Here is a 24,462-nt window from a genome sequence, read left to right as displayed (position 1 = left end):
AAACAAGGTTAACTTCATTGAAACCCCTTAGTCACTCCTGTATAATGGTGTGGTTAAGGGGTGAAAGAATGCTACAGGCTAAAACACGTTGGGATATTTTAAATAATGATAATGATAAGATAGATTTAATTTCGAAAGAGTTAAATATAGCACCTCTAGTTGCTTCATTATTGGTAAGTAGAGGTTTCGATACCGTAGAGACTGCGAAAGCATTCTTATTTACCGATACGCAAGATTTTCATGATCCTTTTTTACTTGAGGATATGGAAAAAACGGTCGATCGAATAAACCAAGCTATTTTAAATAATGAGAGAATATTAGTATACGGAGATTATGATGCTGATGGTGTAAGTAGTACAACAGTATTAATGACCGCCTTATTAGAAAAAGGTGCAAATGTAGACTTCTATATACCTAATCGTTTTACGGAAGGCTATGGTCCGAATGAAAAGGCCTTCAGATGGGCAAAGGACGAAGGCTTTACTTTAATTATTACGGTAGATACGGGTATTTCTGCATTGCATGAGGCAGATGTTGCTAAGGAACTAGGCATTGATCTAATTATTACTGATCACCATGAACCAGGACCTGTCCTCCCAGATGCCTTCTCAATTATTCATCCTAAAAAAGAAAGCTGTTCTTACCCGTTTAAGGAGCTAGCGGGTGTAGGAGTTGCTTTTAAGCTGGCACATGCACTTTTAGGACAAGTACCTACTTCTTTGTTGGAAGTTGCTGCAATTGGTACGATTGCAGATTTGGTACCTCTGCATGATGAAAATAGATTACTAGCAAGTAAAGGGATAGAAAAGCTTCAAACAACGAATCGAATTGGGATAAAAGCTCTATTGAAAGTATGTGGGATTGAGTCAAAGGATATTACAGAAGAAACAATTGGTTTTGCACTTGCCCCTAGAATTAATGCAGTAGGAAGACTAGAAGCTGCAGATCCTGCTGTACATTTGCTTATGACTAATGATAGAGAAGAAGCAGATATGCTCGCACAACAAATCGACTTGTTGAATAAAGAGCGTCAACAATTAGTCAATGAAATGACTGAAGAAGCAATAAAAGAGGTAGAAGAATTCTTCCCTCCTGATAAAAATTCAGTATTAGTAATTGCAAAAGAAGGCTGGAACGCTGGTGTTGTAGGGATTGTTGCATCTAGGCTAGTTGATCGGTTTTACCGTCCTACTATCGTTTTAAGTATTGATCCTGACAAAGGAATCGCTAAGGGGTCAGCTAGGAGTATTGCTGGTTTTGATCTATTCGCTAATCTTTCTACCTGTCGTGATATTTTACCTCACTTTGGAGGTCATCCTATGGCAGCGGGTATGACATTGAACCTTGACGATGTTGCTAGCCTTAGAAATCGTTTAAACGAGCTTGCACTAGATTGTTTAACAGATGAAGACTATATACCCATCACAAATGTAGATGTGGTTTGTTCTCTTCATGAGGTAACTATTGATACAATTGCAGAACTTAATAGATTAGCTCCTTTTGGGATGGCTAATCCTAAACCACGTGTATTAATTAAGGATGCAACCATAAACAGTATTAAAAAGATAGGGTCCAATCAGAATCATTTAAAAGTTGTAGTAGAGGATAACGGATTAACCTTAGATGGGGTGGGTTTTGGCTTTGGCGAAGTATATGACCATATATCACCTGTTTCTAAAGTGTCTATTCTTGGTGAATTATCGATTAATGAATGGAATAACTTTCGTAAGCCCCAGGTAATGATACAAGACGTCGCTGTTAATCACTGGCAACTTTTTGACTTCCGTGGTGCAAAAGATATCCATAAAGTGATCGAAGGGGTTCCTTCTGATAATAGAAAATTGGTTGTTTTTAATCAAGATACATTAAATAAGATACAAATAGGTAAGTATAAGGATGAGCTACTAATTATCTCATCAGTAGAAGAGTTTGAATTAAACCTAAGTAAAAGTCATGTTATCCTTATTGACTTACCATCTAGCAAGGATAGTTTAAATTTATTATTTAAATCCTCCTTTCCTAGACGGATTTATACATTATTTTATAATGACCAAAACCATTTCTTTAGTACAATTCCAACAAGGGAGCACTTTAAGTGGTTTTATGCGTTTATATCAAAACGAGGCAGCTTTGATATAAAAAGGTATGGAATGGAGCTAGCCAAACATCGCGGTTGGTCGATAGAAACAATTGATTTTATGTCACAGGTGTTTTTTGAACTAGAATTTGTTAAAATAGACAATGGATTAATTTCCTTATCAACTGTTGCTACAAAACGGGATTTGATTGAATCAGAAACATATCGTTTAAAGCAGGAACAAATCGAGCTTGAAAATGAGTATTTGTATTCTTCTTATCAACAATTAAAGCAATTGTTTGATCAATTTGATAGAGGTTCGTTAACGTACGAGGAGGCAGTAAACTAATGGATTTAAAGAAATTTGTTACAATTGTTCCAGACTATCCAAAACCAGGTATTTTATTTAAAGATATCACACCATTAATGAATGATGGAGAAGCATACAAATATGCAACTGATCAAATCGTTCAATATGCTCGTCAAAAAGAGATTGACTTAGTAGTTGGACCAGAAGCTCGTGGATTTATCATTGGATGTCCAGTAGCTTATTCACACGGGGTAGGATTTGCACCAGTTCGTAAGGAAGGGAAACTACCACGCGAAGTTATTCGTCAAGAATATGGTTTAGAATATGGTAAGGATGTATTAACAATCCATAAAGATGCAATTAGACCAGGGCAACGTGTCCTAATTACAGATGACCTTTTGGCTACTGGTGGAACAATCGAAGCTACAATCAAACTAGTTGAAGGACTAGGAGGCATTGTAGCAGGAATCGCGTTTATCATCGAATTAACATACCTAGATGGACGTGATAAGCTAGATGGCTATGATGTACTTACTTTAATGAAATATTAATCATCCTTGAGCGCTCTTAGTAGAGTGCTCTTTTTTAAAAGGGTATGCTAAAGCATATTTTTATTAAAATACTATGTGGTTTCAGCTGCAGGCACGAGACTCCTGCGGGAGAAGCTCGGTCATTGTGAGACCCCACAGGCGCAAAGTGCCGAGGAGGCACACGGACCGCCCGCGGAAAGCGAGTGCCTGCAGCTGAAATCACATCCTCAGTTTAATTGACCCCTAAAATAGTAATTTCCCTTTACATCCTTATGAAATTTCATGATAATAGGGATAATCATTATTTTTTTAGAAAAGTATAATGAAAATATTGTTTAATGAAAGTTAAATTATAAAAAGGTGATTTCATGGCTAATGAACAGGTATTAACTGCTGAGCAAGTGATCGAAAAAGCGAAGCGTTACTTGTCTGATAAAGATATTGACTTTATTCAAGAAGCATATAATTTTGCAAAAGAAGCTCACCGTGAACAATATCGTAAATCCGGTGAGCCTTATATTATTCACCCTATACAAGTAGCTGGTATATTGGTCGATCTAGATATGGACCCTTCAACCATTGCAGCTGGTTTTCTTCACGATGTTGTGGAAGATACAGAACTGACCTTCCAACATATTGAGGAAGCTTTTACTAAAGAAGTTGCTATGCTTGTTGATGGTGTAACAAAACTAGGAAAGATTAGATATAAATCCCAAGAAGAGCAGCAGGCTGAAAACCATAGGAAGATGTTTGTTGCCATGGCACAGGATATTCGTGTCATATTAATTAAACTTGCAGATCGCCTGCACAACATGCGTACCCTGAAACATCTACCTCAGGAAAAGCAGCGAAGAATATCAAATGAAACATTAGAAATCTTTGCTCCTTTAGCACATCGTCTCGGGATCTCTAAAATTAAATGGGAGCTTGAGGATACAGCTTTACGCTATTTAAATCCGCAGCAATATTATCGAATTGTGAATTTAATGAAGAAAAAACGGGCTGAGCGTGAACAGTATTTAGAAGATGTTATAAATGAAGTAAAAGTTAGAGTAACTGAGGTATCCATTAAAGCAGACATTTCTGGAAGACCAAAACACATTTATAGTATTTATCGTAAGATGGTACTTCAAAATAAACAGTTTAATGAAATATATGATCTTTTAGCAGTTAGGATTGTCGTTAACAGTATTAAGGATTGTTATGCTGTTTTAGGAATTATTCATACCTGTTGGAAGCCGATGCCTGGCCGGTTTAAGGATTATATCGCGATGCCAAAGCCTAACATGTATCAATCGCTGCATACTACAGTTATAGGTCCTACTGGTGACCCACTAGAGGTTCAAATAAGAACCTTTGAAATGCATCAAATTGCTGAGTTTGGTATTGCTGCGCATTGGGCTTACAAAGAAGGCAAGAACGTTCTGCCAACTGCATCTTATGAAGAGAAATTAACTTGGTTTAGAGAGATTCTCGAGTGGCAAAACGATGCTAGTAATGCTGAAGAGTTTATGGAGTCATTAAAAATTGATCTATTCTCTGATATGGTGTTTATCTTTACACCAAAGGGTGATGTTATCGAGTTGCCATCAGGTTCTGTACCCATAGATTTTGCATATCGAATTCACTCGGAAATTGGAAATAAGACAATTGGTGCGAAAGTAAATGGAAAGATGGTTACACTTGATTATAAGCTTAAAACCGGTGATATAATTGAAATTTTAACTTCTAAGCACTCTTATGGTCCAAGTCAAGACTGGCTAAAATTGGCTCAAACATCACAAGCGAAAAATAAAATTCGTCAATTCTTTAAGAAACAACGTCGAGACGAAAACCTTGAAAAAGGGAAGGAATTAGTTGAGAAAGAGGTAAAAAACCTCGAATTTGATGTGAAAGAGGTCCTTACCTCTGAAAACTTGAAAAGGGTTGCTGAAAAGTTTAATTTCTCTAATGAAGAAGATATGTTTGCTGCTGTAGGTTATAACGGTATTACAGCTGCGCAAATAGCTACAAGACTTACTGAAAAATGGCGCAAGAAACGTGACCAAGAACAAGAAAAGAATGTAGCGGATGTTGTTTCAGAAATGAGGCAATTCCCTGCTTCTAAGAGAAGAGAATCTGGTGTACAAGTTCAAGGAATTGATAATTTATTAATTCGCTTATCTAAATGCTGTAATCCCGTGCCTGGTGATGATATTGTAGGATTTATTACAAAAGGCCGTGGTGTTTCTGTACATCGAAATGACTGTCCAAATGTTCATAGCAGCGATGCTCAGGCTAGACTTATACCGGTTGAGTGGGAAAGTAAAATTAATGAGCGAAGAGAATACAATGTTGAAATTGAAATTTCAGGTTTTGATCGTAGAGGCTTATTAAACGAGGTCCTACAAGCTGTCAATGAAACAAAAACAAATATTAATGCCGTTGCAGGAAAATCAGATCGCAACAAAATGGCAACAATTAATATGACCATTTCAATTCAAAATGTCAACCACCTTCAAAAGGTTGTTGAACGTATTAAGCAAATTAGAGATATTTATGCAGTAAGAAGGATGATGAGTTAGAAAGGAAATGCGGTAGAATGAGGGTAGTTGTACAGCGGGCCAAACATGCTCGCGTAATTGTGGATGATACAGTTGTTGGTAGCATTGACCATGGTTTAATGCTATTAGTTGGGGTGACACACTCTGATACAGTTGAGGATGTAAAGTACCTTTCAGAAAAAATTGTCAATTTACGTATCTTTGAAGACGATGCGGGGAAGATGAATCTATCTTTGCTTGATGTAAAAGGTCAAATTCTATCTGTTTCGCAGTTTACGTTGTATGGAGATTGTCGAAAAGGAAGACGTCCCAATTTTATGGAAGCAGCAAAGCCAGACTATGCTGAAGAACTGTATGAATTATTTAATCAAGAGTTACGGAACAAAGGGATTGAGGTAAGTACCGGACAGTTTGGTGCAATGATGGATGTTCAGTTTACAAACGTTGGTCCTGTTACACTCATTTTAGAAAGTAAAGAATAAAAACAAGGCGAGTCCTTAGACTTGCCTTGTTTTTATTCTTTTTATTTATTTATTTTTAAAGTATTGAGCAAGCCCATAATAGATTCCATTTGAAATGTTTTCCTGGAAGTTACCAGATATAATGGTTAGCTCTTCTGTACTGTTACTTATGTAGCCTAATTCTAATAGTACAGAAGGCTGTTTGTTATCTCTAAGAACATGGTAATTTCCAAAACGGTGCCCTCTGTCTCTCAGTTTTGTGTGCTTAATCATTTCATTTTGAATGGCGGCTGCTAACGGTGCATCTAGTGCCGTCTTATAGAAATAGGAAGTAATTCCTCTAACGCTTCGATCATTTACACTATCATAATGAACACTAATAAATGCATCTGCATTTCGGTAATGAGATAAGCTAACTCTTGAACGTAAACTAACATACACATCACTTGACCTAGTAAGAATCACGTTTGCTTCAGATGCTTTTAATTTATCAAATAAAAGTTTTGATGTTCTTAATGTCATGTCTTTTTCTAGTGTTCCTTTAACGCCAATGGCTCCGCTGTCCCTTCCACCATGTCCAGGATCAATAACAATTGTCTTGTTTTTAAAATATTGATTCATCCCAGGCTTCTCGATATTAGGAATATTGCTTCCAGAAGTTTCAACGATCCACCCAGCAATATAGCCTTCTTGCTTATTAGGTAACTCTATTTTAAACCAGTCACCCTCTACTGCTAGAATGATAAAAGTGTCCCCTTCATTAGCTCTCATAACTACATCAGTACCGGTACTAGGACCAGAGCGGATATTACTTCCACTATGTAATATTTTTACTTTTGAGCTTGTATCGCTGTTCTCAACTGGAGTAGAGGGTAGTTGTGATTTCTCACTTTTTTCAAGGTACCAGCTCGCAACCCACCCCGTTTTATTATTAGAAAGCTCTACCTCACACCACTGACTGTTCTCTTGCAGAATTTGAACAATGTCTCCTTTTGCAACTTTATCAATCACCTTACCACTTAATGAACCTTGATCACGAACATTAAGAATAGATGCAGTAACGACTGCAGAAACTTTTTCTTTTGGAATAGGGTTATCATTTTTGTCGTCATTAGAATCTGGCTGGTCTTCTTTTTCTTCATCTTCAGGTGCTTCTGGTTGTGGCTGAACTATAGATTCTGTTATTTCTATAAATTCACTTGAAACCCAAGCCCGTACTTGATTAATTGAAATCTCAAGCCAGTTTTCTCTTTCTCCCACGATTTTAACTTCGTCATCTTTTTTTAATTTACTAACGATTTTGCCTTGAAGTGATGCTTGGTCTCGAACATTAAGAATTGTAGCAGTTACCTTACCGGTTATTTTCGTGGTATTTTGGACTGGTTTTTGGTTGTTCTGTTTTTCAGAATTTCCAACAATAGTAGAAAGGTATTCAGCAGAAACCCAACCTTCTTTTTTATTAAGAAGGACCTTTACCCAGTTTTCATTTTTAGCTATAAATTCAACCTCTTGACCTTTGTTTAAATGGCCTATTATTTGAAAACTAGTCCCAGGACCAGAACGAACTCGTAGCCAATCTACTGTAGATGCTACCTTAGTTGGTAAATTGGTCACTTTTTCTTCGCCGCTTATATCTTCCTTTATAAGCCAAGCAGCAAGCCACCCAGTACTGCCTCCAGGGAGTTGTACCATTAACCAGTCATTCTTTCTTTCAAGTATAGGGTACTTTTCTCCGCGAGTTGCCTTTTTAACTACATCAAATGATAGCCCTGGGCCTTTCCGGATATTTAAAATATCAACGTTAATGGTTGCTAATTCTTCTGCTGCATTAACGTTTGATTCATATGGGAGTAGTGTTGTTAACACTAATAGAATGACAATAAGTATTTTTACAATATAGTTTCTGTACAAGAATCATACTCCTCCTTAAACAAAGATGCGTATCTATTTGATTCGATAAAAAAAGTAAAAATCCTGTAATATTTGAAAATAAATTATCGAAAAAGGGCATGATAGGTTATAGAGATTTTTAAAGATATAGAGAAAGGATGATCTTTTTCGTGAGATTTAGTGAGAAAGGCCAATTATCGCATCAAGGGACAAATGAATTGTTCGGTGTAGATTTTCATGATTTTATCCAAAAAGAACAAAATGCTAATGCAGTCGAGTTAGCTTCTGAGTTTGGATTGTCTCTTGGAGATGTTCGAAAACTAAAAAAACAACTGCATCGTTCTTAAAATAACATAATTTATAAAAGAGCCTTGACAAGTTGCGGCTTGGTACGTATGATAATATAAAATTACGAGTTAAATAAGAACCATTGATGGAGAATAGTAATTAAGATCACACATGCTAGAGAGGGAATGCCTTGGCTGAAAGCATTTCTCATGATGCCTTAATGAATGAACACTCTTTAGGTTTCTCTCTGAAAGGATTTTTTCTTAGTAGGAGTTGGACGTAGTCAGGCGTTAACTGGATGAGTGAAGACACTTTGATGTCTTTAACTAGGGTGGCACCACGGGAAAATATCATCTCGTCCCTACAAATATTTATTTGTAGGGGCGGGATTTTTTTATTTTTGAAATGTAATAGGAGGAGAAAAAGAGCATGTCAATACAAATCCCAAGAGGAACACAGGATATATTACCTGGTGAAATTGAAAAATGGCAGTATATCGAGGAAACAGCGAGAGAAATTTGTCGTCGCTATAATTATAAAGAAATTAGAACACCAATCTTTGAGCATACTGATTTATTTTTACGTAGTGTTGGGGAAACAACGGATATCGTACAAAAGGAGATGTACACCTTTGAAGACCGTGGTGGAAGAAGCATTACGCTAAGACCTGAGGGAACTGCAGCTGTTGTAAGAGCTTTTGTTGAAAATAAAATGTTTGGGAACCCAACTCAACCGACTAAGCTTTATTACAGTGGACCAATGTTTCGATATGAACGCCCTCAAGCCGGTCGATTTAGACAGTTTGTTCAATTTGGTGTCGAGGCATTAGGGAGTGCGGACCCTGCAGTAGATGTAGAAGTTATTTCATTGGTGATGGACTTATATCGAACACTTGGCTTAAAGCAAGTAACACTTGTAATTAATAGTTTAGGTGATTCTGATAGCAGAACAGCACACAAAGAGGCATTAACTAATCACTTCGCACCGAGAATTGATGAATTTTGTTCGGACTGTAAATCTCGCTTAGAAAAAAATCCAATGAGAATTCTGGATTGTAAGAAAGACCGTAATCATGAGTTAATGGATACAGCACCATCTATCCTTGATTATTTAAATGATGAATCACGTACATACTTCGAAAAAGTCCAACAATACTTAAAAGCAGTTAATATAGACTTTGAAGTTGATCCTGGATTAGTTCGAGGTTTGGATTACTATAATCACACAGCCTTCGAGATTATGAGTAATGCAGAAGGCTTTGGTGCAATAACCACTCTATGTGGTGGTGGAAGATACAATGGTCTTGTTGAAGAAATAGGAGGCCCAAATACTCCTGGAATTGGCTTTGCTTTAAGTATTGAACGTTTACTTTCAGCATTAAATGCAGAAAACATTAAATTACCAATTCAATCATCCATTGATTGTTATGTTGTAACTTTAGGAGAAAAAGCAACTGAAGTCTCGGTATCCATTGTTAGCGAATTAAGAAATGCAGGATTCAGTGTAGATAAAGATTACCAAGATAAAAAAATGAAAGCCCAATTTAAAGCTGCAGATAGACTTCAAGCAAAGTATGTTGTAGTTCTAGGAGATGATGAATTGGCTAGAAACGCAGTCAACCTAAAGGCAATGGAGACAGGTGAACAATTAGAAATCTCAATCGATTCACTTATCCCAAGCTTACTAGAAAAAAGATCACGAGGTGAATTATAAATGTATGGTAGAACATATTATTGTGGTGAAGTAACTGAACACAACATAGGAGAAAAGATACAGCTGAAGGGATGGGTTCAAAAGCGCCGGGACCTTGGTGGTCTTATATTTATAGATTTAAGAGACCGAACAGGAATCGTTCAAGTTGTTTTTAATCCTGAAGATTCTAAAGAAGCACTAGCAACTGCTGAAGCAGTTCGTAATGAATATGTTCTTGATATTGAAGGTACGGTAATTGCACGTGAAGAGGGTACGATAAATGAAAACCTTCTGACCGGAAAAGTAGAAATAAAGGCTGAAAAAGTAGCAATCATTAATGCTGCTAAAACTCCTCCTTTCGTTATTGCAAATCAAACAGAAGTATCAGAGGATGTTAGATTAAAGTACCGTTATTTAGATTTACGTCGCCCGGTTATGTATGAAACGTTTAAAATGCGTCATGATGTAACCAAAACAATCCGTAATTACTTAGATTCACAAGGTTTTTTAGATGTAGAAACACCAATCCTAACGAAAAGTACACCAGAAGGTGCCCGCGATTATCTAGTACCGAGTCGAGTGCACCCTGGTGAGTTTTATGCCTTACCGCAATCTCCGCAATTATTTAAACAAATGTTAATGGTTTCAGGTTTTGATAAATATTATCAAATTGCACGCTGTTTTCGAGATGAGGATTTACGTGCAGACCGTCAGCCTGAATTCACACAGGTAGATATCGAGACATCATTCATGAGTCAAGAAGATATCATGGCAATGATGGAAGAGATGATGATCAAGGTATTAAATGATGTAAAAGGAATTTCGATTGAAAAAGGCTTTCCTCGAATGTCTTATCAAGACGCTATGAGTCGCTATGGTTCAGATAAACCTGATACACGATTTGACATGGAATTAGTGGATTTATCCGAGGTTGTTAAAGAATGTGGATTTAAAGTATTTACTTCGGCTGTTGAGAGCGGAGGACAAGTAAAAGCCATTAATGTTAAAGGAAATGCTGATACTTACTCTCGTAAAGATATTGATGCATTAACAGAGTTTGTTTCTGTTTATGGGGCGAAAGGTCTTGCATGGCTAAAAGTTGAGGAGTCAGAATTAAAGGGACCTATTGCGAAGTTCTTTAATGAAGAAGAACAAGAAGTATTTAGAAAAGCCCTATCTGCACAATCAGGAGATTTACTTCTATTTGTTGCAGACAAGAAAAGTGTAGTTGCTGATGCACTAGGTGCCCTTCGTTTAAAACTTGGAAAAGAACTTAAATTAATTGATGAAAGTAAATATAATTTCCTTTGGGTTACAGACTGGCCATTACTAGAGTACGATGAGGAATTAGGAAGATACTTTGCCGCACATCATCCGTTCACAATGCCGGTTAGAGAAGATTTAGGCTATCTAGATTCAGACCCAACTAAGGTTCATGCTCAAGCCTATGACCTTGTTCTTAATGGATATGAATTAGGTGGAGGATCATTAAGGATTTTTGAGCGAGAAATTCAAGAAAAGATGTTTAAAGTACTTGGCTTTTCTGAAGAAGAAGCTAGAGAACAGTTTGGCTTTTTACTAGAAGCCTTTGAATATGGAACACCTCCACATGGTGGTATTGCACTAGGTCTGGACCGTTTAGTTATGCTATTAGCTGGTCGAACAAACTTAAGAGATACCATCGCATTTCCAAAGACAGCAAGTGCAAGCGACTTATTAACACATGCACCAGATGTAGTTAGTACTAACCAATTAAAGGAACTGCACTTGTCGGTAAATGTTGAAAAAAGACAGTAATTTGTAGATGTCTTAACCTTGAAAACGCTTTTTTCCTATGTTATTATTTTGACATAGAGTTAAGAGTCCTGATGTGTTCGTCGTATAACCTATTGTTTTGACCGAACAATAAGTTATACGGGAGCTCGGAGTTTTCTTACCGCGTACACGCCTCATGGATAGAGGACTTACAAAGGAGAAACAGAGCACCCACCTGCCTGGGTGCGGGTTCAAAACGAAGGCATCGACGGCACAATTGGGGCTCTTACAAGTTATTTATTATACCTATAAACTAACCCTATGTAAGAACCAACTTACATAGGGTTTTTGTTCGTTTTTTCCGATGAGATTAAATGCTTCTAAATATTTTACAAGAGTGGATTGAAGCGGAAGGCACTTGACTCCTGCGGGAGTAGAGGGAAGTGCGAGACCCCACAGGCGAAGCCGAGGAGGCTCGCATCCCTCCCCGCGGAAAGCAAGTGCCTGCAGCGGAAAGCAACGGCCAACCTTTAAAGTAAGAAACATCATACTCTTGCAACTAATCCTTTGTTAAATATATAATAACACCTATAGATTTACTTGCTTTTACCCACAAGTATGATATAGTACTAATCGGGTAAAATACAGCCACAGACCTTATTTGTACATAAGCAAATGCATTATAAATGGAGTTGAGAATATGCTACATCAATTTTCTAGAAATGAACTAGCCGTCGGTAAACAAGGAATTGAAACACTTAAAAATAGTACAGTCGCAGTTTTAGGTATCGGAGGAGTAGGTTCCTTCTCAGCAGAAGCCTTAGCTCGATCAGGGGTAGGAAGGTTAATATTAATCGACAAAGATGATGTCGATATTACGAATGTTAACCGTCAAATTATCGCACTATTATCAACAGTTGGAAGGCCAAAAGTTGACATAATGAAAGAGCGAATAGCTGATATTAACCCTAATTGTGAAGTGATTGCCCTAAAAATGTTCTATACTGAAGAAACGTATGAAGAAATCTTTAACTTTGGACTTGATTACGTAGTAGATGCTTCTGACACCATCTCATATAAAATACATTTGATGAAAGAATGCTTAAAGCGTAAAATTCCAATCATATCAAGTATGGGTGCAGCTAACAAAATGGATCCAACTCGTTTCCAAATTGCTGATATCTCAAAGACACATACAGACCCAATTGCTAAGGTGATTCGGACAAGACTTAGAAAAGAAGGAATTCGCAAAGGTATTCCTGTTGTGTTTTCTGACGAAAGCCCTATTGTAATTAGAGAGGAAATACGACAAGAAATTGTAGCTAATCCAAATGCACCCATTAGAAAAGCGAAACTTCCACCTTCTTCTAATGCATTTGTACCTTCAGTTGCCGGCCTAATTATGGCTAGCCGTGTTATTAGTGATTTGCTAAAGGATATTAAAATCTACCGCGTTTCAGATGAATAGAAAAAATCGTGGCCACAAGCCACGATTTTTTTATGGTTTTTTTACTTTGCTACTTCTAGGTTCCCGTTCTTATCCATTCTAAAAGTTGGAGCTTTTCTGTCTTCATGGTCCTCAAACAGAACCATGCGACGTGCTCTATCCATTATTTGAACAAGTGCTTGATAATCTTCTTGAATCATAGCCTGTTGTTCATCTAGCTTCTTAAGCTGCTTTTCTAATTCTCTATTCTTTTGAAGTAACTCATTATTCTCTCGTCTTAATCTCTCATTTTCAGCTGTCATTTGGTATGAGCTTCTGTCTTGTTTTTTCATTTCTGATAGAAACGAGATGCAGTCTTCAAGAGTAATTTCTTTCATAGGTGCTGGCAATAATTCAGTGGAATACTCTTGTATATAGTTTTGAGATTGCTTATTGTTTAATTCTTCAAACCAAACTCTTTCTTCAGCTTTCTCATCAGAAAAGTTGTCTTGAAATGACGGTGAGATAAAATCATCATTAATAGGGGAAATTTCTTGTTTGTTTGTGTGTTTTTTGTTATTTTCCATAGCACGCTTTCTTTCTTTACGTTGTTTCTTAGCAATTGCAATGGCTTGATCATATTTACCTCTAACTTCAGCATTCCACCTAAAGCCACAGGCAGCTGAAGTCCTATTTAGCTTGTCTCCAACTTCTTCAAATGCAGCTAATTGTGTTCCACCTTCACGAATATAGCGTAGAACTGTTTCTGCTAGTAATAGATCGTCTTCATGCGACCATGCATCTTGTCGTACCTTCATTTATATCAGCTCCAATAATCAATCTAGTTTTTTTCTATCATGACCATTGGAGGCAATATTTATACATTTTGCTAGTTTTATAAAAGCCAGTCATCAACTCTAGTACAATAATCTACTAGAAAGTATATGTAAACTTCAAACAGTATTTTGTCCTATCTATTATTTTGCAGTTTTTCATAAAGCTGAGCTAAAGCTTGTTCAAATTTACCGGTTTGCTTTGGTTTAAAATAATTTCTATGTTTTAATCGATCAGGTAGATACTGTTGTTTTACCCAACCATTTTCATAATCATGTGGGTATTTATAGTCAATTCCTCGACCGAGCTTAGCAGCTCCTTTATAATGTGCATCTTTTAAATGGTCCGGTACTTCACCTGTAAATCCAGTCTGTATATCTTGTATTGCTTCGTCTAAAGCTTTATAGGCAGAGTTAGACTTTGGAGATAAGCACAATTCTATGACAATATTAGCTAATGGAATTCTTGCTTCAGGAAACCCAACCCGTTCTGCTACCTCTATAGCAGCCAGAGCTCTTTGACCTGCTTGGGGGTTTGCAAGACCAATATCCTCATAAGCAATAATTAATAACCGTCGACTAATACTAACTAGGTCACCAGCAACAATTAAGCGGGCGAGATAGTGTAGCGCAGCATTTACATCACTTCCACGAATTGATTTTTGAAATGCAGAAAGAACATCATAATGTGCATCTCCGTCTTTGTCGTGGACAAAGCTTTTATTTTGCATACATTCTTCCGCTACTTCAAGATTAATAAAAATCTTGCCATCTATGTTCTCATCTGTTGACAATACACAAAGCTCTAAAGCACTTAGAGCTGAACGAACATCTCCTCCACATGAATTAGCAATATGTGACAATGCTTCTGTTGTCAAATCAATAGGAAGGTTTCCAAATCCACGTTCTTCATCGTTCAACGCACGTAATAGAGCAGTTTCAATATCTTCAGGAGTCAATGGTTTAAGTTCAAAAATTTGGCATCGACTTCGAATGGCCGGATTTATGGCGTGATATGGATTACTTGTAGTTGCACCTATAAGTGTTATTAATCCATTCTCAAGGTGAGGTAATAGAAAGTCTTGTTTTGCTTTATCTAGTCTATGTACTTCATCTAATAACAAGATTACTTTACCAGACATTTTTGCTTCAGCTACTACAATTTCCATATCTTTTTTATTATTTGTAACTGCATTAAGCGACCTAAATGCAGATTTCGTACTACCAGCAATTGCTGTGGCAATTGATGTTTTTCCAATACCAGGAGGACCGTATAAAATCATGGAGGAAAGATGTTTTGCTTTAACCATTCTATGTATTATTTTTCCTTCGCCAACCAAATGCTGTTGTCCAATAATTTCTTCGATTTTTGTAGGACGCATTCGGTATGCTAATGGTTTTTGAATCATGTATTTGCCCTCCTGCTTAGTATACTTTTTGCTTTATCATTTAAATATTATCACTTTATCATAAATCGTAGAGCCATAGAAATACATAAGTTCTTAAAAATATGCTATAATTGCAGATGTTTACCTTGCTACTTTAATCGGTAATGTTCTTTTTATGAGCTAGAGTTGAGTATAGATCGGAGAAGATGAGCGTGAAAGGACACCATAGAATTAACAAGTTGCTTGTTAAATGGACGATTTATTTTACAGGTTTATTAATTATGGCCTTAGGAATAGTTCTAATTATAAAAGCTGATTTAGGAGCATCACCCTGGGATGTTTTACACATTGGGTTATTTAAACAAATCGGATTCACAATCGGAACATGGTCTATCCTTGTAGGGTTTGTCATATTGGGAATTTCATCTATTATGTTAAAAGCATTACCTCAATTGGGTGCGTTTTTAAATATGTTAACCGTTGGAGTATTTATTGATATGTACATGGCAATACCTTTTTTGGTGACGCCAGGTGCAATACTTGGAAAAGTACTCATGCTATTAATAGGCATTATTGTATCTGGATACGGGATAGGAATATATATATCATCAAGATGTGGGGCTGGTCCTAGAGATAGCCTCATGATTGCATTAACTGAGAAAACAGGTATGAAAGTACAATATATAAGAGCAATCATGGAAATTGTCGTTTTATCAATTGGTTGGTTACTTGGCGGTCCTGTGTTTATAGGGACGGTTATCTTTAGTTTTACAATAGGAATTATAGTAGGTTATACGTTGCCAAGATGTCAAATGATTGCAGATAACCTAATGAATAAGGGTTCAAAGCAACCAGAGCAAGTTATACACTTTGACCATTTTAGTAACAGTAATTAGGGGACGAGGGGTGTACAAGGATGAAGATTTCAACAAAGGGTAGATACGGACTTACAATCATGATTGAGTTAGCTAAAAAATATGGTGAAGGACCTACTTCATTAAAGTCAATTGCTCAAACTCACGATTTATCTGAACACTATTTAGAACAATTGATAGCTCCATTACGAAATGCAAGATTAGTGAAAAGTATACGTGGTGCTTATGGAGGATATATTTTGGCTGATGAACCAGCAAAAATAACTGCAGGTGACATTATCCGTGTGCTAGAAGGACCTATAAGTCCGGTTGAAGTACTAGAAGATGAGGAACCTGCAAAACGAGAATTATGGATACGAATTAGAGATGCAGTAAAAGAGGTATTAGATAATACAACCCTTGAGGATCTTGCGAGCTACAGTGATGGGGACCAAGAAGCTTATATGTTCTATATTTAATCATTGCTCAGGGCTAATGGTTATGAGCTCAGAGAATAAGGGATAAAATAGAGACATTATAATGGGTAAAAGGAGGGGTGTTTATTAATGGATAAAATTTATCTCGATCATGCCGCTACTTCACCAATGCACCCTGATGTAGTAGATAAAATGATACCTTATATGACAAAGATTTTTGGAAATCCGTCAAGTATCCATCATTTTGGGCGGCAAAGTAGACATGCTTTAGATGAAGCAAGACAATCAATTGCTGATGCTATTGGTGCAAAAGCTTCAGAAGTTATTTTCACAAGTGGTGGAACTGAGGCTGATAATCTCGGAATAATTGGAGTAGCTTTAGCAAATAGAGAAAAAGGCAATCATATCATTACAACTGCAATAGAGCACCATGCTGTACTCCATTCATGTAAATACCTAGAATCATTAGGATTTGAGATAACGTATTTACCAGTAAATGAAGAGGGGCATGTTTCATTAGATGAGTTTAAATCTTCATTAAGGCCAAATACAATTCTAGTATCCATCATGTTGGGAAACAATGAGGTAGGTTCAATACAGCCAATTAGTGAAATAGGAAGTTTAGTAGCAGAACATCAAGCCTATCTGCATACAGATGCTGTACAAGCCTTTGGTGTAGTACCCATTAACGTGAATGAACTTAAGATAGACCTCCTTTCAGTTTCAGGTCATAAAATTAATGGACCTAAAGGAACTGGATTCCTTTACATTAGAGAAGGTAGTAGGATGGTACCTAATCTTTATGGTGGGGAGCAAGAGAGAAAACGACGTGCAGGAACAGAAAACGTGCCAGGAATAGTAGGCTTATCGAATGCGGTGGTGCTTGCTGCTGAGAATTTCGAAAAGAAAAAACTTGAATATGTTGAGTTTAAATATAAATTTGTGGATGTACTTAAACAACAAGATATTGAATTCAGTGTAAACGGACAATTGGATGGTGGACTACCACATATATTAAATATTTATTTTCCTGGTACAAATGTGGAGTCAATGCTTGTAAATTTAGATATAGCAGGCATTTCAGCATCAAGTGGTTCAGCTTGTACTGCAGGCTCAATTGACCCTTCACATGTGTTGGTAGCCATGTACGGTAAAACATCTGAGCGTATAGCTTCCTCTATACGATTTAGTTTTGGTTACGGTAATACGATGGAACAGGTTGAAAGAGCGGCAGTTGAAACTGCACGGATTGTGAGAAGATTGACAAAGTAAACTAGGAAAAAAGTGCAAGACGATTGGATGTGAAAACGATGAATAAAGCACCAAAAGATACACGGGTTGTAATTGGAATGTCAGGTGGAGTAGATTCTTCCGTTGCTGCTTTACTACTAAAACAGCAGGGGTATGATGTGATAGGAATCTTCATGAAAAACTGGGATGATACGGACGAATTTGGTGTATGTACGGCTACTGAAGATTACAATGATGTTATCAGGGTTTGTAATCAAATTGGAATACCGTATTATGCTGTTAACTTTGAAAAGCAGTATTGGGAAAAAGTGTTCACCTACTTTTTGGATGAATATAAAGCAGGACGGACTCCAAATCCAGATGTAATGTGTAATAAAGAAATCAAGTTCAAAGCGTTTTTAGATCACGCTCTAACCCTAGGTGCTGATTATTTAGCTACAGGACATTATGCACGAGTAGAGTATCGTGATGGTGAGTATAAGATGCTCAGAGGAATAGATGAAAACAAAGACCAGACCTATTTTCTAAATCAGTTAGGACAAGATCAGTTATCTAAGGTACTCTTCCCAATTGGTAACATTGAAAAGTCAAAGGTTAGAGAAATTGCTCATGAGGCAAACCTTGCAACTGCCTCCAAAAAGGATAGTACTGGCATTTGTTTTATAGGAGAGCGTAATTTCAAGGACTTTTTAAGTAATTATTTACCTGCTCAACCTGGCACAATGGAAACCTTAAGTGGAGAAGTTAAAGGAAAACATGATGGTCTTATGTACTATACAATTGGTCAGCGTCATGGTTTAGGTATAGGTGGCAGTGGGGATCCTTGGTTCGTAGTTGGTAAGAATCTTGAGAAGAATATTCTTTATGTAGATCAAGGTTTCGATAATGAACTACTCTACTCGGATTCAATACTTGCAACAAATATTAGCTGGGTATCTGATAAGAAGCCAGACAAAGAAATAGTATGTACAGCTAAGTTCAGATATCGTCAACCTGATAACAAAGTTACAGTAAAAATAATTGATGATAATAATGTAAAGATAATTTTTGATAAACCAATTAGAGCTGTCACACCAGGGCAAGCAGTGGTATTTTATAATGGAGAAGAATGTCTTGGCGGCGGTACAATTGATGATGTGTTTAAAAACAATGAAAAACTCTGGTACGTATAACAAAACAAAACAAAACAAAACCTCAACTCAATCTGAGTTGAGGTTTTAATCTATGATATAATAAATTGGAAAATTTGATTGGAGTGTACGATATGACAGATAAAAATAAATTAGGTATTCAGTATATGCAGGAAGGAAAATACGAAGAAGCTGCAAAGAGCTTCTCTGAGGCGATTGAAGAGAATCCAAAGGATGCCCTTACATATATCAATTTTGGAAATTTATTATCTGCTGTTGGTGAATTTGACAGAGCATTAAAGTTTTTTGATAAAGCTTTAGAAATAAATCCAGAAGTTGCTACTGCTTATTATGGAGCTGGAACAATCCACTACAATGATGAAAATTACCCTGAAGCAAGAAAAATGTTTGAAACAGCCATGAGAAAAGGACTTGACACATCGGACACTTACTTTATGTTAGGGATGACCCTATTACAGATGGATCAGCCAAAACTTGCCCTTCCATATTTTCAACGTGCAGTTGAACTGAACGGAAGTGACATCGAGGCACGTTTTCAATATGGCCTTTCCTTAGCAGGACAAGCAATGATTGATGAGGCAATTGAACAGTTTTTAATGGTCATTGAAGCAGAACCAGAACACACTGATGCCTATTATAATTTAGGTGTAGCTTATGCAGGATACAAAAATGATGCTGAAAAATCGCTTGAGATGTTTGAAAAGGCATTATCGATTCAACCTGACCACCTATTAGCCGGTCATGGGAAAAAGTTAGTTGAGGAATCGTTAAAAGGTTAGGTAAAACATGATTAACAGGATTGGAGGGAAATATATGGCTCAACAAAACTCTCTTGACTTATTTCAAGAGCAACAGAAATTTATGAAAGGTACTCATTTGGTTACGATATTTCATAACGAGAAAAACTTATATTCTGTTGTCCGCATTCGATTACAAGAAACAAACTTAGAGTATTCAGAAAAGGAAGCCGTAGTAACTGGATATTTCCCTCGAATTCATGAAGATGAAACATACATATTTTTTGGAGAAATAAAAGAACATCCAAGATTTGGAACTCAATTCCATGTTGAGCATTTTCGGAAGGAACTTCCACAGTCTAAACAAGGAATCATCCAATATTTATCGGGTGACTTATTTAAAGGAATTGGTAAGAAAACAGCTGAAAACATTGTTGACACACTTGGGGAAAGCGCTATTTCTAAGATCCTAGAAAATCCAAGTGTACTAAGTGAAGTCCCTAAGCTTTCAAAAGATAAAGCAAAAGATATCTATGAATCCCTTAGGGAGCATCAAGGCTTAGAACAAATTATGATTAGTTTATCTCAATTTGGGTTCGGACCCCAAATTTCAATGAGAATATATCAGACATACAAGGATCAAACCCTAGAAATTATACAAAATAATCCATATAAAATGGTTGAAGATGTTGAAGGTATAGGGTTTGGCCGAGCTGATGAATTAGGACATCAAATTGGTATCTCAGGTGCACATCCAGATCGAATTCGAGCAGGTTGTTTGTATATTCTTGAACAAGATTCGATACAAGAGGGGCATGTTTATTTAACCCTTGATCAACTAGTAGAGAAAGTGAAAGAGTTACTTGAGCATAATAATAGAGAAAATTTAACTGAATTCGACATTTCTCGGGAAATAACTTGTTTGGCTGAGGAAGGGAAGCTTGTCATTGAGGAGCAAAGAGTATATGTTCCGTCATTATTTTTCTCAGAAAAAGGATTAGTAACCAATATCACCCGTTTACTCGAACAAACTGAATATAAGGACAGCTTCCCAGAAAGCGAATTTTTATTAGCTTTAGGAAAGCTTGAAGAAAGATTAAAAGTGGAGTACGCCCCCTCCCAAAAGGATGCCATTCAGACTGCCTTAATGTCCCCAATGCTATTGTTAACAGGTGGACCAGGGACAGGGAAAACAACCGTGATTAAAGGGATAGTCGAGTTATATAGTGAGTTACATGGCTGTTCACTTGACCCAAAGGATTATAATAATGAAAATCCATTTCCGGTGTTATTAGTGGCACCGACGGGTCGTGCTGCAAAACGTATGAGTGAGGCTACAGGTTTACCCGCAGTAACTATTCATCGTCTATTAGGGTGGAATGGAGTAGAAGGTTTTGTCCATGACGAAGACAATCCAATAGAAGGAAAGTTGTTAATCGTTGATGAAGTGTCTATGGTTGATGTTTGGCTTGCAAATCAATTATTTAAGTCTTTACCGTCATCTATCCAAGTGGTTCTTGTTGGCGATGAAGACCAGTTACCTTCAGTTGGACCAGGGCAAGTGCTTAAAGATTTACTTAGATCAAGTGTCATTCCAACAGTATTATTAACTGATATTTATAGGCAATCTCAGGGATCCTCGATAATTGATTTAGCTCATGATATTAAAAATGGTGGATTACCCCCTGATATTAGTACTCCAAAATCGGATCGGTCATTTATTAAATGCAATCAATCACAAATAATAGACGTAGTAAAAAAAGTTGCTCAAAATGCGAAAGAGAAGGGCTATACGTCCAGAGACATACAGGTACTAGCACCAATGTATCGCGGATCAGCAGGGATAGATCAACTAAATGTCATGCTTCAAGATCTTTTTAACCCAAAGACAGAACAGAAGCGTGAAATGCAATTTGGAGAAACAGTTTACCGAATCGGTGATAAAGTTCTCCAATTGGTCAATCAGCCAGAAAGTAATGTCTTTAATGGAGATATTGGAGAGATTGTTTCAATCTTTTATGCTAAAGAAAATACTGAAAAACAAGATATGGTAGTCATCTCTTTTGATGGGAATGAAGTTACCTATATTAAGCAGGATTTAACTCAAATTACCCATGCTTATTGTTGCTCTATTCATAAATCACAGGGAAGTGAGTTTCCAATTGTTATTCTTCCTGTAGTAAAAAGTTATTTTAGGATGCTAAGAAGAAATTTAATTTATACAGCGATAACCCGAAGTAAAAACTTTTTAATATTATGTGGTGAGGAAGATGCTCTTCGACAAAGTATTCGGAGAAATGATGACGGTCAACGACAAACCACGTTAACAGAGAAACTTCAACAGTTGCATTCAAACGTTGATCATACAATGAATAAAGCAATTGATACTTATGATGAAGATGAAGTTCCTTTTATGAAGGATGCATTTATCGGAATGGAAAACCTTTCACCGTATGACTTTATGGAGGAAAGTGAAAGATAAGTAATGTTCGGAAGGTGGCGATCTCTTTGCGGACATTATCTTTGCTAAAAGGTGTACCCGTTTATAATGAAAAGACGGGGAAAATTCTTGGCCAGGTAGTTGACCTTTGTATCAATAATTCAGGTCAAGTTGAATCACTATTATTAGATGGAAAAGGCCTGTTTCAACGTGATCGACTCATCCCATTAGAAGAGATATCATCATTTGGAAATGATGGTGTAATGGTATCATGTGAAATTGAAGCCTTACCAATGGTTCATACTAACAACGCGATTCACTTTTTGAACTCTCATCATGGTTTATTTCGAAAACCTGTGTTAACAGCCGAAGGAGAAAAGCTTGGCTTATTAGAAGACGTATATTTCCAAGAAGAATTGGGCACAATCATAGGGTATGAAATAACGGATGGCTTTTTTGCGGATATTACTGAGGGGAAAAAGGTTGTAAAGACCAATCAACCTATAACAGTAGGCAAAGATGTCATCGTCGTTGATGTAAAACCATGATGAGAGGTGTACACCATTGTTTAAGTGCCCAAACTGTAAATCTAAAGATATAGGAAAAATTGGTGTGAATCAATATTATTGTTGGACTTGCTTTATTGAGCTTTCGGTTTCTAAAGGACAAATTTTCACCCATCAAGTTGAAGAAGACGGCTCTCTGAGCTCACTTGATGACTTATTTGCTGAAGATGACAGAACATTAAGCATGTAATCTTAAGCTTGGGGGGAATATGTTATGAATAGAACAATGACATCACTAATTGCTTTAGGAATTGGAGCAGTTGCTTATAATTACGCACAGAAAAACAATATGATGAATAATAAAACAATGAAACAAATGCGTAAACGTTTAGCTAGAGCGATTTCTTAAAAATGTAGAGCCCCACTACTTCATAGTGGGGCTTTATTTACTTCACCTACGCCTATGAAAGGAGTATTTATAGTGAAGGACTTACGTATTAAGTGGTTACTTATTTTGGGAATCATCTTATTATTATTTCTAAGTGTATTTGTATTCTTAAAACTAGAACCGATATGGTTACCAGTTGTTCATGTTCTAAAAATTATCGTCATCCCATTTATCATCTCTGGATTTATTACGTATTTGCTTCATCCATTAGTAGAGAAAATTCATCATAGAGGTGTTCCTAGAGCTATAGCCATACTCTTCATTTATATATTCTTCTTTGGTGGTCTGGGCTTTGGTATTTACCGCGGAATCCCTTTAATTATTGCCCAATTACGAGAACTTATCGAAAATTTCCCTACTGTACTGGATACTTATCGTGTCTGGTTAAGTGATATCCATAATAAGGCATCCTATTTACCTGAGGGTTTACATTCTAGAATTGAAGAGGGGTTGTTGTCGTTAGAAGAAGGATTGGATTATGTATTAAATCGAATCATTGAATCGATAAAGACAATATTAAGTTCAATCCTCCTTTTGGCCATCATTCCATTCATTGTGTTTTATATGCTTAAAGATTATGACGAGATAAAAAAAGCAATTTGGTATGTTACTCCTAGGAGATTTAGAAAGTCAGGTCAACTATTTATTAAAGATGTTGATGAGTCTTTAGGAAATTATATAAGAGGACAGCTAATCGTTTGTTTAGCTATTGGAATCATTGCATCTATAGCTTTATGGCTCTTTGGAATGAAATATCCTCTACTCCTTGGGATAATTATAGGTTTAACGAATGTTATACCTTACTTTGGGCCGTTAATTGGGGCAATTCCTGCAGGTTTAATTGCTGCTACCATCTCTATTGAAATGGTTATAATCGTTGTTAGCATCATTTTTGTATTACAATTTATTGAGGGAAACCTTTTATCTCCACTTATAGTGGGAAAAAGTCTCCACATGCATCCACTCATGATAATGGCAGCTTTGTTAATTGGCGGAGAAGTAGGTGGAGTGATAGGTCTTATTATAGCAGTGCCACTTTTGGCCATTTTAAAGGTTATTATTATCCATGCAAAATCTCATTTTATGCATCGTTATAAAGAATCTTAAATGTGATGCAAATTGTCTATCTACAAAGATTGACAAATAAATTCTGCTTGTCTATAATCGAGAATAACTATTGATACCTATAAAATTGATGATCATAAAACGATGAAGGATCCAGTATGTTTCAGACCATCTTTTGTGTAATGAGCACAAGCTAGAGAGGAATTTCCACGGCTGAAAGAAATTCTAGGTGAAGGGAAACAGAAAGCTAATCCTGAGTGTAGGAAAAACCTACCGGTAAGCCCCGTTATCTTGGCTACTTAAGGTGATGAACATTTAGTTGTGTTCATAATCAGGGTGGTACCGCGAGATACTCTCGTCCCTGTTTGGGATAAGGGTAT

Annotated in this window: 21 protein-coding genes, 1 other RNA gene and 2 other annotated features; of the genes, 19 read left to right on the top strand and 3 right to left on the bottom strand. The window is 36.7% G+C overall.

From position 1 onward, the window contains the following. The first annotated feature begins 68 nt into the window (after nt 1–68). The 4 genes from recJ to dtd all read left to right on the top strand — a co-directional run bounded on the left by recJ (nt 69) and on the right by dtd (nt 5,942). Nucleotides 69–2,426 (top strand): single-stranded-DNA-specific exonuclease RecJ, encoded by a 2,358-nt coding sequence (gene recJ / locus J2Z26_RS12910; protein WP_193535563.1) that lies wholly within the window; start codon nt 69–71, stop codon nt 2,424–2,426. Next, nucleotides 2,426–2,938, top strand: a complete 513-nt coding sequence (locus J2Z26_RS12905; RefSeq protein WP_193535562.1) for an adenine phosphoribosyltransferase — start codon at nt 2,426–2,428, stop codon at nt 2,936–2,938. The genes recJ and J2Z26_RS12905 overlap by 1 nt, the downstream gene beginning before the upstream one ends. A gap of 347 nt (nt 2,939–3,285) precedes the next feature. After that, nucleotides 3,286–5,481: a RelA/SpoT family protein gene (locus J2Z26_RS12900; RefSeq protein ID WP_193535561.1), complete on the top strand. Its 2,196-nt coding sequence runs from the start codon at nt 3,286–3,288 to the stop codon at nt 5,479–5,481. 17 nt (nt 5,482–5,498) lie between these two features. Next, nucleotides 5,499–5,942, top strand: a complete 444-nt coding sequence (gene dtd, locus J2Z26_RS12895) for a D-aminoacyl-tRNA deacylase (protein ID WP_193535560.1) — start codon at nt 5,499–5,501, stop codon at nt 5,940–5,942. Nucleotides 5,943–5,987: 45 nt separating this feature from the next. Here the strand turns inward: dtd and J2Z26_RS12890 are convergent, their stop codons facing one another. Next, nucleotides 5,988–7,832, bottom strand: coding sequence for an N-acetylmuramoyl-L-alanine amidase family protein (locus J2Z26_RS12890; RefSeq protein ID WP_193535559.1), 1,845 nt, complete (start codon nt 7,830–7,832; stop codon nt 5,988–5,990). Between the two features lie 149 nt (nt 7,833–7,981). Here J2Z26_RS12890 and J2Z26_RS12885 point away from each other — a divergent pair, with 149 nt between their 5' ends. The 5 genes from J2Z26_RS12885 to J2Z26_RS12865 all read left to right on the top strand — a co-directional run bounded on the left by J2Z26_RS12885 (nt 7,982) and on the right by J2Z26_RS12865 (nt 13,014). Beyond that, on the top strand, nt 7,982–8,158 hold the full coding sequence (locus J2Z26_RS12885) for a hypothetical protein (protein WP_193535558.1): 177 nt from the start codon (nt 7,982–7,984) through the stop codon (nt 8,156–8,158). A gap of 74 nt (nt 8,159–8,232) precedes the next feature. Continuing rightward, nucleotides 8,233–8,465 (top strand) — a binding site (T-box leader). Between the two features lie 63 nt (nt 8,466–8,528). Next, the gene (hisS, locus tag J2Z26_RS12880; protein WP_193535557.1) at nt 8,529–9,812 is read left to right on the top strand and encodes a histidine--tRNA ligase; all 1,284 of its coding nucleotides are present in this window, start codon (nt 8,529–8,531) and stop codon (nt 9,810–9,812) included. Further along, on the top strand, nt 9,813–11,588 hold the full coding sequence (gene aspS / locus J2Z26_RS12875; RefSeq protein WP_193535556.1) for an aspartate--tRNA ligase: 1,776 nt from the start codon (nt 9,813–9,815) through the stop codon (nt 11,586–11,588). 62 nt (nt 11,589–11,650) lie between these two features. Beyond that, a non-coding RNA gene (gene ssrS, locus J2Z26_RS12870) (6S RNA) lies at nt 11,651–11,834 on the top strand. 412 nt (nt 11,835–12,246) lie between these two features. Next, nucleotides 12,247–13,014 (top strand): tRNA threonylcarbamoyladenosine dehydratase, encoded by a 768-nt coding sequence (locus J2Z26_RS12865; RefSeq protein ID WP_193535555.1) that lies wholly within the window; start codon nt 12,247–12,249, stop codon nt 13,012–13,014. Between the two features lie 41 nt (nt 13,015–13,055). Here J2Z26_RS12865 and J2Z26_RS12860 read toward each other — a convergent pair whose 3' ends face one another. Both J2Z26_RS12860 and J2Z26_RS12855 read right to left on the bottom strand, forming a co-directional pair. Further along, nucleotides 13,056–13,790: an RsfA family transcriptional regulator gene (locus J2Z26_RS12860; RefSeq protein WP_193535554.1), complete on the bottom strand. Its 735-nt coding sequence runs from the start codon at nt 13,788–13,790 to the stop codon at nt 13,056–13,058. A gap of 152 nt (nt 13,791–13,942) precedes the next feature. After that, nucleotides 13,943–15,214, bottom strand: coding sequence for a replication-associated recombination protein A (locus J2Z26_RS12855; RefSeq protein WP_193535553.1), 1,272 nt, complete (start codon nt 15,212–15,214; stop codon nt 13,943–13,945). 191 nt (nt 15,215–15,405) lie between these two features. On the opposite strand from J2Z26_RS12855, the gene J2Z26_RS12850 reads away from it, so the two are divergent. From J2Z26_RS12850 to J2Z26_RS12805, 10 genes are all read left to right on the top strand, one after another. Beyond that, nucleotides 15,406–16,089 carry a YczE/YyaS/YitT family protein gene (locus tag J2Z26_RS12850; RefSeq protein ID WP_193535552.1) on the top strand — a complete coding sequence of 228 codons (684 nt, stop codon included), beginning with the start codon at nt 15,406–15,408 and terminating at the stop codon, nt 16,087–16,089. Between the two features lie 20 nt (nt 16,090–16,109). Then, nucleotides 16,110–16,526: a cysteine metabolism transcriptional regulator CymR gene (gene cymR, locus J2Z26_RS12845; protein ID WP_193535551.1), complete on the top strand. Its 417-nt coding sequence runs from the start codon at nt 16,110–16,112 to the stop codon at nt 16,524–16,526. 87 nt (nt 16,527–16,613) lie between these two features. Further along, on the top strand, nt 16,614–17,756 hold the full coding sequence (locus tag J2Z26_RS12840; RefSeq protein ID WP_193535550.1) for a cysteine desulfurase family protein: 1,143 nt from the start codon (nt 16,614–16,616) through the stop codon (nt 17,754–17,756). A gap of 38 nt (nt 17,757–17,794) precedes the next feature. Further along, nucleotides 17,795–18,907, top strand: a complete 1,113-nt coding sequence (gene mnmA / locus J2Z26_RS12835) for a tRNA 2-thiouridine(34) synthase MnmA (protein ID WP_193535549.1) — start codon at nt 17,795–17,797, stop codon at nt 18,905–18,907. A 92-nt stretch (nt 18,908–18,999) separates the two neighbouring features. Next, nucleotides 19,000–19,665, top strand: coding sequence for a tetratricopeptide repeat protein (locus tag J2Z26_RS12830; protein ID WP_193535548.1), 666 nt, complete (start codon nt 19,000–19,002; stop codon nt 19,663–19,665). A gap of 34 nt (nt 19,666–19,699) precedes the next feature. Continuing rightward, nucleotides 19,700–22,105: an SF1B family DNA helicase RecD2 gene (gene recD2, locus J2Z26_RS12825; RefSeq protein WP_193535547.1), complete on the top strand. Its 2,406-nt coding sequence runs from the start codon at nt 19,700–19,702 to the stop codon at nt 22,103–22,105. 26 nt (nt 22,106–22,131) lie between these two features. Beyond that, a complete protein-coding gene (locus tag J2Z26_RS12820; RefSeq protein ID WP_193535546.1) occupies nt 22,132–22,611 on the top strand; it encodes a PRC-barrel domain-containing protein in 480 nt (159 codons plus the stop codon). A 16-nt stretch (nt 22,612–22,627) separates the two neighbouring features. Next, nucleotides 22,628–22,819, top strand: a complete 192-nt coding sequence (locus tag J2Z26_RS12815) for a hypothetical protein (protein ID WP_193469829.1) — start codon at nt 22,628–22,630, stop codon at nt 22,817–22,819. Nucleotides 22,820–22,843: 24 nt separating this feature from the next. After that, nucleotides 22,844–22,978 (top strand): YrzQ family protein, encoded by a 135-nt coding sequence (locus J2Z26_RS12810; RefSeq protein WP_193469828.1) that lies wholly within the window; start codon nt 22,844–22,846, stop codon nt 22,976–22,978. A 72-nt stretch (nt 22,979–23,050) separates the two neighbouring features. Next, the gene (locus J2Z26_RS12805) at nt 23,051–24,124 is read left to right on the top strand and encodes an AI-2E family transporter (RefSeq protein WP_406565549.1); all 1,074 of its coding nucleotides are present in this window, start codon (nt 23,051–23,053) and stop codon (nt 24,122–24,124) included. Between the two features lie 93 nt (nt 24,125–24,217). Further along, nucleotides 24,218–24,448, top strand: a binding site (T-box leader). Nucleotides 24,449–24,462 lie beyond the last annotated feature (14 nt).

The organism is Cytobacillus luteolus (assembly GCF_017873715.1).
GTDB lineage: Bacteria > Bacillota > Bacilli > Bacillales > Bacillaceae_L > Bacillus_BV > Bacillus_BV luteola.
Note: the sequence above shows the minus strand (reverse complement) of the source record. Positions and strands in the feature narration are given on the sequence as shown.